Source organism: Nonomuraea sp. H19, from assembly GCF_052068215.1.
GTDB lineage: Bacteria > Actinomycetota > Actinomycetes > Streptosporangiales > Streptosporangiaceae > Nonomuraea.
The window spans coordinates 252,173-267,865 of record NZ_JBQHCV010000014.1; the positions used below are offsets into that span (position 1 = coordinate 252,173).

Annotated in this window: 13 protein-coding genes; 3 read left to right on the forward strand and 10 right to left on the reverse strand. The window is 68.2% G+C overall.

Annotated features, from left to right (window positions below; translation table 11 throughout):
• Position 1: 1 nt before the first annotated feature.
• Positions 2-904 (reverse strand): transporter substrate-binding domain-containing protein, encoded by a 903-nt coding sequence (locus tag ACTMTI_RS30360; protein ID WP_441123988.1) that lies wholly within the window; start codon positions 902-904, stop codon positions 2-4.
• A gap of 106 nt (positions 905-1,010) precedes the next feature.
• Between ACTMTI_RS30360 and ACTMTI_RS30365 the strand changes: the two genes are divergently transcribed.
• Positions 1,011-2,153, forward strand: a complete 1,143-nt coding sequence (locus ACTMTI_RS30365) for an ROK family transcriptional regulator (protein ID WP_441123989.1) — start codon at positions 1,011-1,013, stop codon at positions 2,151-2,153.
• Positions 2,154-2,419: 266 nt separating this feature from the next.
• Here the strand turns inward: ACTMTI_RS30365 and ACTMTI_RS30370 are convergent, their stop codons facing one another.
• The gene (locus ACTMTI_RS30370) at positions 2,420-3,073 is read right to left on the reverse strand and encodes a tetratricopeptide repeat protein (RefSeq protein WP_441123990.1); all 654 of its coding nucleotides are present in this window, start codon (positions 3,071-3,073) and stop codon (positions 2,420-2,422) included.
• A 1,221-nt stretch (positions 3,074-4,294) separates the two neighbouring features.
• Here ACTMTI_RS30370 and ACTMTI_RS30375 point away from each other — a divergent pair.
• Positions 4,295-7,999: an nSTAND1 domain-containing NTPase gene (locus tag ACTMTI_RS30375; protein WP_441123991.1), complete on the forward strand. Its 3,705-nt coding sequence runs from the start codon at positions 4,295-4,297 to the stop codon at positions 7,997-7,999.
• On the opposite strand, the gene ACTMTI_RS30380 is transcribed toward ACTMTI_RS30375, so the two are convergent.
• From ACTMTI_RS30380 to ACTMTI_RS30400, 5 genes are all read right to left on the reverse strand, one after another.
• On the reverse strand, positions 7,981-8,148 hold the full coding sequence (locus tag ACTMTI_RS30380; protein WP_441123992.1) for a hypothetical protein: 168 nt from the start codon (positions 8,146-8,148) through the stop codon (positions 7,981-7,983). The genes ACTMTI_RS30375 and ACTMTI_RS30380 overlap by 19 nt on opposite strands.
• A gap of 61 nt (positions 8,149-8,209) precedes the next feature.
• On the reverse strand, positions 8,210-9,034 hold the full coding sequence (locus ACTMTI_RS30385; protein ID WP_441123993.1) for a hypothetical protein: 825 nt from the start codon (positions 9,032-9,034) through the stop codon (positions 8,210-8,212).
• Complete coding sequence (locus ACTMTI_RS30390; protein WP_441123994.1) at positions 9,027-10,328, reverse strand: MFS transporter; 1,302 nt, start codon at positions 10,326-10,328, stop codon at positions 9,027-9,029. Before ACTMTI_RS30390 ends, ACTMTI_RS30385 begins: the two co-directional genes overlap by 8 nt.
• 119 nt (positions 10,329-10,447) lie before the next feature.
• Positions 10,448-11,377 (reverse strand): PDR/VanB family oxidoreductase, encoded by a 930-nt coding sequence (locus ACTMTI_RS30395; RefSeq protein WP_441123995.1) that lies wholly within the window; start codon positions 11,375-11,377, stop codon positions 10,448-10,450.
• Between the two features lie 11 nt (positions 11,378-11,388).
• The gene (locus tag ACTMTI_RS30400; RefSeq protein WP_441123996.1) at positions 11,389-11,934 is read right to left on the reverse strand and encodes an MOSC domain-containing protein; all 546 of its coding nucleotides are present in this window, start codon (positions 11,932-11,934) and stop codon (positions 11,389-11,391) included.
• A 158-nt stretch (positions 11,935-12,092) separates the two neighbouring features.
• On the opposite strand from ACTMTI_RS30400, the gene ACTMTI_RS30405 reads away from it, so the two are divergent.
• The gene (locus ACTMTI_RS30405; protein WP_441123997.1) at positions 12,093-12,671 is read left to right on the forward strand and encodes a helix-turn-helix domain-containing protein; all 579 of its coding nucleotides are present in this window, start codon (positions 12,093-12,095) and stop codon (positions 12,669-12,671) included.
• A 286-nt stretch (positions 12,672-12,957) separates the two neighbouring features.
• Here the strand turns inward: ACTMTI_RS30405 and folP are convergent, their stop codons facing one another.
• The 3 genes from folP to ACTMTI_RS30420 all read right to left on the reverse strand — a co-directional run bounded on the left by folP (position 12,958) and on the right by ACTMTI_RS30420 (position 15,654).
• A complete protein-coding gene (gene folP, locus ACTMTI_RS30410; protein ID WP_441123998.1) occupies positions 12,958-13,833 on the reverse strand; it encodes a dihydropteroate synthase in 876 nt (291 codons plus the stop codon).
• A 285-nt stretch (positions 13,834-14,118) separates the two neighbouring features.
• Complete coding sequence (locus ACTMTI_RS30415) at positions 14,119-15,282, reverse strand: RNA polymerase sigma factor (protein ID WP_441123999.1); 1,164 nt, start codon at positions 15,280-15,282, stop codon at positions 14,119-14,121.
• A gap of 3 nt (positions 15,283-15,285) precedes the next feature.
• Positions 15,286-15,654 carry a YciI family protein gene (locus ACTMTI_RS30420; RefSeq protein WP_441124000.1) on the reverse strand — a complete coding sequence of 123 codons (369 nt, stop codon included), beginning with the start codon at positions 15,652-15,654 and terminating at the stop codon, positions 15,286-15,288.
• Positions 15,655-15,693 lie beyond the last annotated feature (39 nt).

Genomic DNA, 15,693 nt, shown 5'->3' on the forward strand with positions numbered 1-15,693 from the left:
GTCAGGACCCCGGGACGGAGCCGATCTGCGGCGGCTGGGGAGCCTCACCTGTCACGACGGTGCCGATCGAGGTCTTCCAGATCTCCTGCCAGAGGCCGGCGTCCTGCGTCTTCTTGAGCCAGTCGTTGACGAACTTCTTGAACTGGTCGTCGCCGTGCTTGAGCCCGATGCCGTACGGGTCCACGGTGAACGGCTTGGTCACGATCTCGATCGACGGGTCCTTCTTGGCGTCGGCGATCAGGATCGTCTCGTCCTGCACGTACGCGACGCCCCGGTCCTGCTTGAGCGCCTGGATGCACTCCGGGTCGCTGCCGAAGGTGATGATCTCGGCCTGCGGCGCCAGCTTCTTGATCGCCGGGATGGCCGGGGTGTTCGCGCCCGCCAGGACCTTCTTGCCGTTCAGGTCCTCCGGCTTGGCGATCCCGGTCGTGCCCTTCTTCACCGCGATCGTCAGACCGGAGGTGTAGTACGGGCCCGCGAACGCGACCTGCTTCGCGCGTTCCTCGGTGATCGTGTACGTCTGGAAGACCACGTCCACGGTGCCGTTGGCCAGCAACGCCTCGCGGGTCTCCGACGCCGAGTTGACGATCTTGACTTTGGGCTCGCCCAGGATGTACTTGGCCAGGGCCTTGCCCATCGCCGCGTCGAACCCCTCGACCTCGCCGGTGGCGGGGTTCTGCTGGGAGAGCAGGGGCGCATCCAGCGAGCCGCCCACGAGGAGCTCGCCGCGCTGCTTGATCTTCTCCATGGTGGAGCCGGGCAGGATCTCGGCCGCCGTCGCGACGGGTGCCTTGGCGAGAAGGTCGGTCTTCGGGGACTCACCGGGGACGGCGGGGCTGCTCGACTCACCGCAGGCTGCAAGGGCTAACACGGAGATAGCGGCAACAGCGACAAACTTCTTCATGTGCGGTCACTTCCTTCGATTTCGAAGATAAGCCGGACCGTAGTGGTAAATTTCATAGCAAGTCAATACGTTGGCGACGTAAGTCACGGCATGGTAGGTATCTCACATGAACCAGCGGCTGCCCGTGCAGGGGGCACAGGGCGACCTGCTGAGACTCGTCGCCACCGGCAAGGCCGAGTCACGCGCCGATCTGGCCCGCTTATCGGGCCTGGCCGCCTCCAGCGTGTCGCTCCGCGTCGAGGAGCTCATCGACGCGGGACTCCTGGCCGAAGAGGGCTCCGGCACCTCGCGCGGCGGCCGCCGCCCGCGCCGCCTGCGCCTCGCGCCTGCGGCCGGCGTGCTGGCGGTGGCCGACCTGGGCGCCCACCACGTACGCCTCGGCCTCCTCGACTTGAGCGGCACCCCACTCGTGGTCGAGGAACGCTCCTGCGAGATCGCCAAAGGCCCCCAAAGCACCCTCAACCGCATCGCGGACGCCTTCGACGACCTGGTGAAGACGCACGTACCACCCGGGGTGCCGCTCCGCGGAGTCGGCACCGGCATCCCCGGCCCCGTGGACCCGGCGACCCTGCGCGTCGTCACCCCTTCGCGCATGCCCGGCTGGAACGACTTCCCCGTGGCCGACCACCTCGCCACCCGCTACGACCTGCCGATCCTCGTGGAGAACGACGCCAACCTGATGGCGGCCGGCGAGGCACGGTGGTGGCCGGACCGCGAGAACCTGATGGTCGTCAAGGCCGGGACGGGCATAGGCTGCGGCGTGATCGTCAACGGCCGCCTACACCGCGGCAGAGGCGCCGCCGGCGACATCAGCCACGTCCGCGTCCGCTCCGACTCCTCCGTCCTGTGCGCCTGCGGCCACCCGGACTGCCTGGAGGCGTACGCGAGCGGCGCCGCCCTCATGGCCGCGTTGTCCGAGGCCGGCATCGAGGTGACCCGCCCCGCCGACATCGTGGGCCTGGTCAACGACGCCATCCCGGAAGCCACCAGCCTGGTCCGCAACGCCGGCCGCCGCATCGGCGAGGTCCTCACGGTCTTGGTGAACTTCTTCAACCCGGACGTGGTGGTCGTGGGCGGCAGCCTGTCAGCAGCCGAACCCCTGCTCACCTCGATCCGCGCCGCAGTATGGGAACGCTGCCTCCCGCTGGCCACCCGAGACCTGGAGATAGCACCCGCAAAAGCCGGCCGAAACGCAGCGCTGCTGGGCGCCGGCTCCCTCCTCCTGGAAGCCGCCCTGACCCAGCCCTAGGCCATCCCCGCAAGCCCTAGGAATCCGAGGAAGCAACACCCCACTGCAAGTCCCTCCGCAATGGCGCGCTACGCGCGACGGGAGCTCCGGGCAGCATCACCAGGGGCTCCGCCCCCTCCCCGCGCAGCATGGTGGCAGAACGGGTGCGTCGTGCCCCCGCATCGACGCATCCATATCAAGTGCTCGCATCGCAGAGGCCACCGGTGATCTCGTCCACCACTCCGAGACCAGCGCCGCCGGCAGCAGGTCGCTCATGCATTGGCCCGCTAGAGTGCTCCCTCGTCGCGGCCGAGCGCCGAGAGGACGGTGTCGAGGCCGGCCAGGGAGTGGGCGAGGCCGGCGCGGCGCCGCTCAGGGGAGGCCGCGGCCAGTTCCCGGAGAATGGTGACCGCCTCTTCCGCCAGGGGCAGCGCTTCGGCCGGCAGGCCGCGTTCGGTCAGGGTCATGCCGAGGTCGGCGAGCACCTCTGCGAGGTCGGCCAGGTAACGGTCAGGGAAGGCCGCGGCCAGGCGCCGGTAGACACAGACCGCTTCCTGCTCGGCGCTCAGTGCTTCGGCCGGCCGGTCCAGCTCCGCCAGAGTCGTCCCAAGGTTGATGAGGGCATCGGCGAGGTCGGCCAGGTAGCGGCCGGGGGAGACCGCGGCCAGGCGCCGGTAGACACAGACCGCTTCCTGCTCGGCGTTCAACGCCTCGCCATGCCGGTCGAGCTCGGAGAGGGTCACGCCGAGACTGGTCAGGCAGGTGGCGAGCTCAGACAGGTAGAGCTCGGGGGAGACCGCGGCCAGCCGTCGGTAGATGGCGATGGCCTCTCGCTCGGCGCTCAGGGCGTCGGCCGCGCGGTCCAACTCCCCGAGATGCACCCGTTCCATGAGCAACCGAGCCCGCCTGCTCTCGTCGCCCTCGTCCGGGACCCTCGCCACAGTTCATCTCTCCATCGACATCAGGCAGCGACCGCTGCGGTGCCGCTCTTTCCTGAAAGGCCGTCACGGGCCTGAAGGTCCATGACGGCCCTTTCAGGCGCGGTGGGCGCGGCTTGGACGGTTTGGGCCCACGCACACTGTGCTGGTGCCCTACGCTCTTGTGGGCCTTGAGCGTCGCGCCGGGCCGCCGGGGCAGGGATCAGAACCCGGGGGTGCAGCGCCACGTGCTGCCGGCATTGGCGCAGGCGCGGACTGCCGGCCTTCTAGCCAGTTGACGGCGTAAGTGGTCATGCTGCCGGCTCCGCCGGCCACGGTCCGGTGGCAGGCGTGGTACCTGCTCGCTTGGTTGCCGCCGGCCCAGTCGATGGAGACGACATCGCCGGCGCGCAGGGCCTTCCCCCACGCCCGCCAAAGCCAGTGGTCGTAGATTCGGGTGTAGAGCCCGGCGCTACCGCGGGAGGCGCTCTCGGCCTGCAACTCGGGCGCTGTCCGACCCGGCCTGGGCAAGATGAACAACCAAGTCAGGTGGTGCCGTGGCCGACAGGGCCACACGAACCCGGGAGGCGGGATTGGTCGGCCACGGCGGGCGCGGCGGTCACCGTGGCGAAGGCCACGGTCGCGGCGCTTACGAGCCCAAGAAGAGAGATGCTGCGCCTCATGGCGTTGTGCCTTGTCGCCCCACGCCACGCGTGAGGCGTCGCTCTGTCGTTCATCTGGCCTCCGAATTCGGCGGTCTTGGAGATCGTGTGCATGGATGTCCTTTCGCAGGTGGTCGATCCGTAGGGGACGGGATCACGAGACTGGTCGCGATCATCAACAGTCGCTGATCCCGGCTGGGACAGGTCACACGTCCGTGTGCCGGCTCCCGGCGGTCTCAGCGGCAAGCGGTCCCGTGATCGCTTGCCCGCCGAGGCCTGTGGCACCAGGATCGTGGCGGCAAGATTGTTCGGCACCCCTCATCAGGCGGGCAAACAATGCTTTTCTCGGCGAATGGCTCCTCTCCGCGCCTCCCCCGAGGCATCGGCTCCTGACACCGGCCGCCCGTCCGGCGGGCTACTGTCGACGGCCATGTGCGTGTCGCTCACGCGCACAGGGATTCGGGCCTGCAACGAGCGCGATCGGCGGGCCGGGGCCAACATGTGATCAGCGAGCGCATCTGAGCCGTCTTCGTCGTCTAGTGAATGGAGTCCCGTAACGGTGGCAGGCCGTCGTGAAAGTCCGGTGGATCCGGCAGCGGGACCGGTTCAACGCTTTGCTTCCGAGTTACGCAAGCTGCGCCAGGAAGCGGGCGGACTCACCTATCGGGCCATGGCCAAGCGTGCCGGTTATTCGGTCACCACGCTGTCGCAGGCGGCGGCAGGTGAGCGTCTGGCTTCACTGCCCGTCGTTCTCGCCTTCGTGGAAACATGCGGCGCGGACGTCTCCGAATGGGAGCGCCGCTGGCAGCAGGTCGCTCATGAATTGGCCCGCCAGAGAGAAGACGATGACGATGCCGCCGGGCCGTACCCGGGCCTGGCCCCCTACGACACCCACGATCGCGGTCGTTTCTTCGGACGGGAGCGGCTCGTCGAGGACTTGCACGAGCTGCTTCGGCGGCATCGTTTCGCCGCGGTGTTCGGCCCTTCGGGCAGCGGTAAGTCGTCGCTGTTGCGTGCCGGGCTCGTGCCTGCCGCACGCGGGGAGACGACGCCCGCGGGCGCATCCTTCGGGCAGAGCCTGATCCTCACACCCGGCGAGCACCCGATGCGGCACGCCGACCGGCTCCTCCCGGGTGAGGGCGACTGCGACACGCTGATCGTGGTCGACCAGTTCGAGGAGGTGTTCACGCTCTGCCAGGACCAGCGCGAGCGGGGGCGGTTCATCGACCTGCTGCTCAACGCGCGGCAACCGCAGAGCCGGATGAAGGTGGTCATTGCGGTGCGCGCCGACTTCTACGGGCGATGCGCCGAGCACCGCGAGCTCACCGCAGCCCTGCGCGAGGCCAACCTGCTGGTGGGGCCGATGCACCAGCAAGAGCTGCGGGAGGCGATCGTCCGGCCGGCCATGGCCGAGGGCTTGACCGTGGAGCGGGCGCTGACGACCGAGATCGTCGCCGACGTCGCCGACGAGCCCGGGGCGCTTCCGCTGATGTCGCACGCGCTGCGCGAGGTGTGGCGCCGCCGTACGGGCAAGATGCTGACCTTGGACGCCTACGAGAGCGTGGGCAGGGTCCACGGGGCGATCAGTCATACCGCGGAGGTGCTCTATGCCGGGCTGTCGCCGGCGCAGGCGAGGATCGCCCGGCGGGTCCTGCTCAGGTTGATCCAGCCGGGCGAGCAGGCCCAGGACACCCGCCGTCCCGCCGCCCGGGCGGAGCTGGACCCGTACGGCCAGGCGGACACCGCGCTGGTCATCGAGCAGCTGGCCGGGGCCAGGCTGCTCACGCTGCACCAGGACACCGTGGAGCTCGCGCACGAGGCGTTGATCGAGTCGTGGCCGCGACTGCGTGGCTGGGTGGACGAAGGACGCGATCGCCTGCGCACCCATCGGCAGCTGACCGAGGCGGCCCAGGCGTGGCAGGCGCATGGCCGCGATACCGGGCTGCTCTACCGGGGCACCCGCCTGGCCGTCGTCGACAAGCTGTTCGTCGAGCCGGGGAACCGCGACGACCTCACACCCCTGGAACGGAACTTCGTCGACGCGAGCGCGGTACTGGCCCGGCGCACCTCCCGCAGGCGGGTCGCTGTCTCGGCCGTTCTGGTGGTCTTGCTGGTCGCCTCCATGGCCGCGGCGGGAGTGGCCATCCGGCAGGCCGGACTGGCCGACGACCGGCTGCGGGAGGCGACGGCCCGGCTGGCCGCCCGGCGCGCGACCACCCTGCGGTTGAGCGAGCCGAAGCTGGCCCGCCGGTTGAGCGCCGCGGCCTGGCGGATCGCCCCGGTCCCCGAGGCCAAGAGCGAGCTGATCGACTCGATGGCGCTCCCCTTGGTGGACGTCGTCACCGCCCCCTACGACGCGACGGATCTGGTGCATGGGCTCAGCGTGGACGGCACCAGGCTGGCCGTCTACACCCCCGGGACGGCGACCGAACCGGGCGCCCTGCGCGTGCTCGACCTGGCCATGAAGAAGGAGAGCGCGAGCGCCAGATGGACGGGGCAACCTGTCTCGGAAGTGGTGTGGAGTCCCGACGGCCGTACGGTGGCGGTGAACGACGGGACCAACGCACAGCTGTGGACCGTCAGCGCCGGCGGTCTGACGGACCTCGGCGTGGCATTCCCCCACCTCGACCCTACGGAGTTCAGCCCGGACGGGCGCTTTCTCATAGGGGTCCGCGATGGCAGGAGCGAAGCCTTGAGCATCACGGACCGGACACGCGTGCTCGACGAGCCGGTCAGCGCCATCAGCCCGGACGGCCGGCTGGCCCTGGTCATCCCGGCGGACGCCAAGGAACCGACGAGCCCCCCGTCGGCCCCCGGCGGCAGCGCGAGCTCTGGGCGGAGAGTGGAGCTCTGGGACATCGAGAAGCGCAAGCAGCTCCGGGCCCCCTGGCTACCGGACACCGCAACGGACGGCGTGTTCAGTCCAGACGGGAAGCGCCTGGCCGTCTCCTCGATGAACGACGGTGTCCGGCTGTGGGAAATCTCCTCGGGCAAGAAGGTTCTAAGCCCGCTGTTTCCGCCTGCGGAACGTGTGGAGTTCAGCCCCGACGGCCGGTTCCTGGCCGGGACGCGGGGTGGGGGGTGGATGCTTCTGTGGCGGGTGGACGACGGCACACTGCTGATGAGCACCTCGGTTCACTCTGGCGTTGTGGGAGCCCATCCCCGTATCTCGCCGGATGGCCGGGTTCTCCGAGTGATCGGCAGATTCGGCACGGTGAACGTCCTGGACATCTCTCCCTACACCCGCTCTGAGGTGCTCGCTCCGGGAAGCGACAAGCGGCTGTTCAGCCCTGACGGCCGCTTCCTGGTGACGGCGAATCACCGACTAGGCAGGCCGGAGGTGCGCATTTGGGATGTCGCCGCGCGGAAACCCGTGAGCGACCCGCTACCTGTCGACGATCTCCCCGAAAACGACCCTACGAAGACGGCGTACTCCCCGGTGTTCAGCCCCGATGGGCGCACACTTGCGCTCACCCACCCCGCGTCCCCCGTGGTGACCTTGTGGGACGCCACGACCGGCCGCAACGTCGGCGCATTGCGCGTCCGGAGACAGGGAGCCGTCGGAGTCTTGTCCATGGCCTTCTCCCCCGACGGCAGAACCGTCGCGGTCGCGCCCCTCAGCGCGAACCCAGATAACGAAGAGGCGCTCGACGGCCTGCTTTTCGACGACCTGGAGCTGTGGGACGTGAGAGCCAGAAGATGGATCCGCACCGTCTCCGGTGCGGGATCAGGGGCTATGATCTTCGAGCCGGACGGGCGCCGGTTGTTCGTGGACGGATCCAGCAAGGGGCGAATCCTGGTCGATACGGCCACCGGAGAGATACGCCGGCACTCATCCGACGCCCGCGCCGAGGGAAAGACTCTCTTCATCGAGAACATGGCCGCGATCGGCGACATGGAGGGGCGTTTGACGTTCTGGGACAGGGAGCTGCGCAGGCCCCTGGCCCCGCCGCAGGGCCACACGACATCGATCACCGCTCTTGTCCCTTACCCGCAGGGTGAACTACTCGCCACCGTCGCCGACGAAGGCGAGTTCGGCATCCAGCTATGGGACTGGCGGGGATATCAGCGGATCGCCACACCGATCAGCTTCAACACCCAGTCCGTACCGGCCGTGGCATTCAACCGGACGGCTCTCCTCGTCTCATCCGCCGACGGGGCCTTACGTGAGATCACCGTCGATCCCGGCACTGCCACCGCCGTGATCTGCCGCCGGGACGGCGGCCTGTCCCCTGCCGAGTGGCAACGACACATCCCAGAACTGGCCTATCAGAAGACCTGCCACTGAGGCTGCGGCGGCCGCCACGCCCAGCCCGCGCCGAGCTCGGCGCGCTGGGCGTTGACCTCACTCCGGTCCCAGGCCGCGCCGTCCCAGCGGCTGGGGCTGCTGGCCGGTGCGCTTGTTGACCGATGGAGCCGCAAACGGATCGTGATCATTTGTGACTCGTGTCGCGCGGTCAGCATCGCCACGATCCCCCTGGCGCTCTGACTGGGCGAGTCAAGCGTCGTCGAGCTCGTCCTCACGGCGTTCCTTGGCGGCGTCTTCCACGTCTTCTTCAGCGCCGCTGAGGAGAGCCTCCGGCTCCCACCGAGATAAGGGATCGATCCGCGTCGGCGCGAGCGCGCCTCGGTGGAGCGTGGGGGTCCGGCCGATCGTTCCTCGGAAGAAGTGGATGAGGGCGTGGTAGTCGACTACCGGAACCGTGATCCGCTCGCGCAGCCGGTCGGCGATGGACGCCATCTCGCCGCATTCGAGCACGACCGCGCCGATTCGGTGTGCCGCCGCGAACTCGGTGATGACGCCCTCGATCTGCTCGAGGACGGCTATGGCGTCGAACGCCTCCGCCCGGTCGATCACCGCGCGGCGGAACGGCCCGGGTCCCTGCAACCCGGCGACGACAAGGCGGTCACGGTCCTTGGAGGCGACGCCAGGCAGATCGGCGGTCGACGCGAGTCGTGAGTCCGCGTAGATCACGAGGATCGCCCGGTCCGGCGCGATGGTCGTCAGAAGGGTCGGCACCGCCAGCAACGGTGAAGACACGACCACTGCTTCACTGGCGGCGGCGAACTTGCCCTGGTAACGCGACAGGTAGCCGATGGTCAGTGCCACGACCGAAGGGCCACCGGCGGATGGAAGCCGGGCGAGCGTGCGCTGCAACAGGGGGTGCCGTGGATCGGCAAGGTCTGAGAACAGGTTCGCACTCTCGATGCCGGCGAGGTCGGCATCGTGGACCGAGCGGTCGGCGGCGGAGCCGGCCACGAAGGGGGCGTCCTGCGGCGTGATGACGAGCACCTCGGCGCATTTGGCCGGGTCGTCAGGCATGCTGCCGCTCCCGGCGGCCGAGCAGGACTGTCGCGATGACGCCGAGCGCCACGGTCACCAGGAGGTAGGCACTCAAGGCGAACGGAGAGTCGAAGCTGCCCGCGATCGCAGCGGCGATGAAAGGCGCGGGCCCGCCCCCCAAGATCCCCGCGAGGTTGAAGGCCAGGGAACTGCCCGAGTAGCGCACCGGAGCAGGAAACAGCCCGGTGAGCAAAGGTGCCTCACTGGCGAACATGGCCGCGTACGGCACAAGCGAAACCAGGATCACCGGGATCGCCATGGCAGGGTTGCCGCTCTTGATGGCCGCGAAGTAGACGACGCAGATGACGGCGGTGCCGGCGGCGCCGGCCAGGTAGACCCGGCGGGGACCGAAGCGGTCACCGAGCAAGCCCATCAGCGGCATGATCAAGGCCGAAAGCAGCGCGGCCGCCGCGACGAGTCCGAGCAGCAGTCCGCGGTCGAACCCGCCCACCGAGGTGCCGTAGGCGAAGACGAAGGTGATGAACACGAACACCGCCGCCATCTCGCCCACCTTCAGGAACAGACCCAGCAAAATCTCTCGCGGATGCGACCGCACGACGCTGAGCACAGGGGCGCGGTGGACCGCCCCCGCGTCCTTGGCCGCCGCGAAGTCCGCCGTCTCGGGGAGACCCTTGCGCATCCAGAACCCGAGGATGACCAGCACGAAGCTCGCCACGAAGGGCAGTCGCCAGGCCCAGCTGAGGAACGCCTCTCCCGCGAGGTTGCTGACCGCGAGCACCACCACGTTGGCCAGAGCCACCCCGAGCATGGCCGAGGCCTGCGGAAACGCAGCGCGGAAACCACGGCTCTTCGCGTCACCGGATTCAGTGGCCATGAGGACGGCGCCACCCCACTCGCCACCCATCCCGATACCTTGAAGGGTCCTCATGAGCACGAGGAGGACAGGCGCCCACAGTCCGATCGAGTGGTAACCCGGGATGAGCCCGACTCCGACCGTGCCGATCCCCATGAGTATCAACGTGCTGATGAGGGCCGACTTCCTCCCGATCCGATCGCCCAGGTGCCCGAAGATGACCGCGCCGATCGGGCGCGCGGCGAACCCGACGAAGAAGGTCGAAAAAGTGAGCAGCGTCCCGGCAAGACCGTCACTCGCAGGGAAGAACTGTGTGGGAAACACCAGCGCGGCGACCGTGCCGTACAGCATGAAGTCGTACCACTCGATGGTGCTGCCCGCCGTGCTGGCGGCTACCACGCGTCTGATGCGCCGGGGACTGTCCTGTGTGCTGCCTGTGGCCGGGAGCGTGTCGGTCATGTGCCAGTCCAATCGCGATCGGTGGGGGACCAGGCAAGACTTTTGCCAATTGGCAAAGTACGGTCCTTAGGTTGCCAGCCGATTGCCGCGCATTGCGGCGAGGTAAACGCCGCCGAGGGTCAGGCCAGCACGGAAATGGCACCTTTCCCGCGCGAAACGCAAGCGGCCATGGACCTGGCGCGCTCGTCGTCGGTCAGACACAGGTCGCGGTGCTGGATGTCGCCGTCGACCACGTCGAGCACACAGGTGCCGCAGGCACCGCCCTCGCACGAGTAGTCGACCGGCAGCCCCTCCCGCACCATCGCCTGGACCAGAGACTCGTCCGCACCGACGTGAATTGCTCGCTGGGACAGCACAAGCCATGTGTCGAACGCGTTACCGAGCTTGTCGCCGGATGCGCCCGCCCGGGCAGTGAAGCTTTCGCAGCGCACTCGCTCCGGCTCGAGATGGGTGGTCGCCTGGGCCATCCCGGCCATAAGGCCGTCGGGACCGCAGTAATACAGCGTCGTGTCACCGGTGAGCTCAGCCGCCAGCTCATGCGGATCGAGCCGGTCTCCAGCGGACGACTCGTGCACGACCACATCGGCGCCCGTCCCGTGCAGCACGTCGAGGTAGGCAGCATGCTCGCGACGCCGTACGCAGTACCTGATCTCGCTGGATGCACCAGGCGGCAGCCCGCCCAGCAGGCCGAGGATCGCCGTGATACCGATCCCCCCGGCGACGAACACGTGGTGCGACGCCGTCGGATCGATGCGCATACCCGGTTGCGGGTACGAGACGAACAGCATGTCGCCGATCGCGAGGTCGTCATGGAAAAGGACTGAGCCGCCGCGGCCGTCCTCGTCCCGGCGGATGGCGATCCGGTAGGCCGATGAGTCGCTCACCGGCCCGATGAGCGAGTACTCGCGCCGGGTCCCGTTCCGGTGCTGGATCTGGACATGATCGCCGGCCACGAACGGCGGGAATGCCTCGCGGTGAATGGGAACAAGGGTGAGCTCGCGTACCCCCGGCGCCGGCCACGCGTCCGCCTGCAGCCGCGCGGCCACCATGAGACGCACGCTCATTCGGCGCCCCCGCCCATCTCGGCCGGCTCTACCAGCGGTATCTGGATCCCGGCGGCCTCTCCCGGCCGCAGCGGACGTATCGGATCTCCCGGACGTATCGTGCCGCCGCGCAAGATGCGGCAGTTGAGCCCGGACCGGCCGAGAAGCGGCTCGAATACGGGCTTGTCGATCAAGCGTTCAAGGTAACGGCACGGCACATTCAGCCTGCCTCCGTAGACAACGGTCTCCCCGATCGCGAAGCACCGCTCGACCAGAGAATTGAGCGGGACGCCCTTGGTCACGATGTTGCGTCGCAACTCCACCCCGTCCACCGGTTCACCAAGGGCGTGGGCGAGGCCGTCGATCACCTCCTGGGAGATCAGGGTGAGCTGACGGTCCGGGTGCCAAAGGTGTGAGTAGTGGCCGGTGCCGAGCGCATACCTGTCGCCTTCTACACCCACCCCGGCCAGCAGGCGCGCCGCCGGCAACGCGTGCATCTCCACGCCGGCGCCCTCGGCTGCGTAGATCGCCCGGACCTCTCCGAGCCATGGCTCGTCGGCCACCTCGTCACGCCTCTCTGTATCCATCACGATCGGTCCTCACCTCTCCTCGGCGCCGGTATCACTCCTGTGCCGGCTGGATCGGACTAAAATGAGCCGAAACGATGCCTGCTTTGCCAATAGGCAAAGCTACCATCTGAACCAGGGGCCGAAGGAGATCGATGTCGCAGGCGCACGCCGAGGACCTGGAGGGGCTCGCGGCCCGGATGATCGCGGAACACCGTCGCAGCCGCGGCCTCAGCCTGACCAGCGTCGCGGAGACGAGCGGGGTGTCCGCCGCCCACCTGTCGCGTATCGAGCGCGGGGAACGCGCCCCGTCGCTCGGGGTGCTTCTGCAGCTGGCGAAGGCCTACGACCTCACGCTGGGCGAGCTCGTCGGGGAGCACCAGTCCGCCTCCCCCGCCGTGCGACACAGCTCGCCTCGCACACATCCGCTCACTGCGGGCGTCGGCTACCGGCCGCTGCTCACCCACGCAGGCCCGAGCAGCGTGCAAATCGTCCTGGTGGACATCGCAGCCGGGACGACGACACCTCCGTCATCCCACTCCGGCACCGAGTGGATCTTTCTCATGGAAGGCGCTGTCGAGCTCGGCATAGGCCCGCGACGTTGGACACTCGAGGCCGGCGACGCCATCGACTTCGACTCCGGCGAGGAGCACATGCTGAGCAGCGTCTCTGGTGCCGCACGACTGATGTTGGTGATGGTCTCGCCGGTCACCGGCGCATCACCGGGCCATTGATCCGCGTTTCCGGGACAGACCGTCATCCCGCCCCCCTCTCTGCCGAGCGATGTCAAACGGAGCATTCATCCGTCAGTTCTTTCTCGGCGGTGTTCGCGATGGCAGCTCTGTCACCACGAACCCGGAGCAACGGAACGCGTGCCGGACTGAACCTGGAAGTAGTACTCAGTCCCGGTAAGGGCCATGCGCGCGGTCGCGGGCAGACAGGCGGCCAGATGACCCCGGCCCCGCTCAGGCCGCCGTGCCCGGCGGAACCCTGAACCCGATCAAGTCCGACGAAGAGCCACTATCTTTCCGTCAACCCCAAGACCAGTTCCGCTGCCTTCATCGCGGCGACATGCTCCCCGACATCATGCACTCGCACAATCCGCGCACCCTGGTATACGCATAACGTGTGCGCTGCGATAGTTCCGTTTCTCAGCGCTTCGCTTCCGCGCTCCACTCCCAGGCTTTCTCTGATGAAATGCTTGTTACTGCACGCCACCAGCGTCGGGAAGCCGATGGCTGCAATCTCTGCCAGCCTCCGGGTCAGCGCGTTCGAGTGCTCAGTGTTCTTGTTCAGGTCATGCCCCGGATCGATGATGATCTTCTCCGGTGCGATTCCCGACCCAACCGCATAGTCCACCCGCTGCCGCAGGAATTCAGCTACCTCTGAGACAACGTCCTCATAGGTTGGCCTCACTACCGCCTGCCCCGGACCTCTCAGGCTATGAGTGATGACGACGCTCATCCCCGTTTCGGCAATGATCCCCGCCATACCTGGCGAGCGGAGTCCGTGTGTATCGTTGATCACGTCCGCCCCTGCCTTGTAGCTCGCTTCCGCTACTTCCGGCAGGTGCGTGTCCACGCTGATCACCGCGTCACTCAGTTCCCGAATACCTCGGATCACCGGCACCACGCGCTCTATCTCTTCCGTCGCAGACAAAGGCGGCTGATCGCTTCGAAACGCCCGCCCTCCGACGTCTACCCATTCCGCCCCCTCGCGCAGGGCTTGCTCCGCTCTGCCGACCGCCGCGCTGACCTCCATCGATCTATTGGGATCCAAACCGCTGTTCGGGGTCCGATTCACAATTCCCATCACGACTATGTGTCGCGCAAAGTCGAACTCTCGCCTCCCGATCCTTCGCACCGGCGCTACGAGTTCGGGGTAGTACGCCTGCATTATTTCCCGCTCTTTCGGAAATGTATGATCCACCGCAACACCACAAAAAGCTGATGGACCCTACGCCTGCTGATTCCTCTAGATCCATCGTGGCTATGATGATCTCCCATGCTCCTGGTGGCAAGGGGCCCTGTCCAACGCGGAGATCACCGAGAAGCTGTTCGTGAGCGTCGGCACGGTGAGACGCACGTCGGTCATCTGCTGACCAAGCTCGGCGCACGCAACCGCGTCCACCTGGTCATCGCCGCGTACGAGTCCGGCGTCGTCCGCCAGACCGAAGCAGAGTCAGAGTTCGCTGAGACGGCGGTTGAGGAAACGGCGCTCGGCCTCGGTCGTGGCCAGTACGAGCGCCCTGCGGTACGCCTCCCGTGCCCGCACCGTGTCGTTCAGGCGCCGCAGGAGCTCGGCCCGGGTGGAGTGGAAGTAGCGGTAGCCGTCGAGGTGGAGCCCGTCGACAATGGCCAGCGCCGCACGCGGTCCTTCCACCTCGGCGATGGCCACGGCGCGGTTGAGCTCGACGACCGCGGAGCCGGTCAGCTCCCGCAGGCGATCATAGAGCGCGGCGACGGCCGGCCAGTCGATCCGCGCCTCCGTCTGCAGCTCGGCGATGGCGGCCTGCACCGTGTAGACGCCGCGCGCCCCGAGCGCGACGGCGCGGTCGAGCAGCGCCCGCCCTTCCGCGATCTGGGCGGCGTTCCAGAGACTGCGGTCCTGCTCGTGCAGCAGAACGATCTCGCCGTCGCGGACGCGGGCCGCGCGCCGCGAGTCGTGCAGCAGCATCAACGCCGGCAGCGCGATGGCCTCGGGCTCGTCAGGCATGAGCCCGGCCAGGATCCGGCCCAGCCGGATGGCCTCGGCCGCCAGATCGGCCCGGCCGTCGCCGTACCCCTGATTGAAGATCAGGTAGAGCACCGCGAGCACCGCTCCCAGACGGGAGGGCAGCACGTGGTCCCGGGGTATCGCGAACGGGATCGCCGCCGCCCGGATCTTGTTGCGGGTGCGGGAGAGCCGGCGCTTCATCGTCTCCTCGCTCACCAGGAACGCGCGGGCGATCTCCGGGGTCGACAGGCCGCCCAGCGCCCGCAGCGTCAGCGCGACCTGGGCCTCGGTCGCCAGCGCCGGGTGGCAGCACATGAAGAACAGTTCGAGTCGTTCGTCCGGAATCGTGGTCTCGTCCACCGTCACCTCCCCGCCGGGGTCTGGGCGGTCCAGCAGCCGGAACTTGTCCGCCTGGGTACGGTCGCGGCGCAGCCGGTCGATCGCCCGGTTGCGCCCGGTCACCGCCAGCCAGGCCCCCGGATTGTCCGGGGGCCCGTCGCGGGACCAGCGCTCGGCGGCGATGACGAACGCCTCCTGCGCCGCTTCCTCCGCCACGTCGATGTCCCCGGTGAAGCTCACCAGGTAGACGAAGACGCGGGCCCACTGGTCGCGGAAGATCTCCTCGAGCACGACCTACCGTTCCGCCAGCGGTCGCACCTCGACAGAGCCGCCCAGGCGCGCGGCCGGGATCCGGGCGGCGAGCTCCAGCGCCTCATCGAGGTCGGCCGCCTCGATGAGGTAGAAGCCGCCGAAGATCTCCTTGGTGTCGGCGAACGGCCCGTCGGTCACCAGCAACTCGCCGCCGGCGACTCGTACGGTGGTCGCGGTGTCGGCCGGCTGGAGCTGCTCGCCTCCGATCATGCGGTCGTCCGCCATCAGCGCGATGTACTCCGCGGTGATGGCGGCGCGCTCGTCACCGCTGCAGTCGTGACCAGGAGCGAGACGAATGGGTGCGTTCGCGAGATCATCGAGCTGGCGGGGCGGCTGCACACGCGCACACACGCCCACTACGAAGCCAAGGTCGCGGAGACGGGGCTGACG

Bases quoted from the DNA above. Each gene is read 5' to 3' on its own strand.
- ACTMTI_RS30395 (WP_441123995.1), bottom strand. From the start codon at position 11,377: ATGGTGGCCGCGCGGCTGCAGGCGGACGCGTGGCCGGCGCCGGGGGTA.
- ACTMTI_RS30380 (WP_441123992.1), bottom strand. From the start codon at position 8,148: ATGATCACGATCCGTTTGCGGCTCCATCGGTCAACAAGCGCACCGGCC.
- ACTMTI_RS30360 (WP_441123988.1), bottom strand. From the start codon at position 904: ATGAAGAAGTTTGTCGCTGTTGCCGCTATCTCCGTGTTAGCCCTTGCA.
- ACTMTI_RS30365 (WP_441123989.1), top strand. From the start codon at position 1,011: ATGAACCAGCGGCTGCCCGTGCAGGGGGCACAGGGCGACCTGCTGAGA.
- ACTMTI_RS30405 (WP_441123997.1), top strand. From the start codon at position 12,093: ATGTCGCAGGCGCACGCCGAGGACCTGGAGGGGCTCGCGGCCCGGATG.
- ACTMTI_RS30390 (WP_441123994.1), bottom strand. From the start codon at position 10,328: ATGACCGACACGCTCCCGGCCACAGGCAGCACACAGGACAGTCCCCGG.
- ACTMTI_RS30385 (WP_441123993.1), bottom strand. From the start codon at position 9,034: ATGCCTGACGACCCGGCCAAATGCGCCGAGGTGCTCGTCATCACGCCG.
- folP (WP_441123998.1), bottom strand. From the start codon at position 13,833: ATGCAGGCGTACTACCCCGAACTCGTAGCGCCGGTGCGAAGGATCGGG.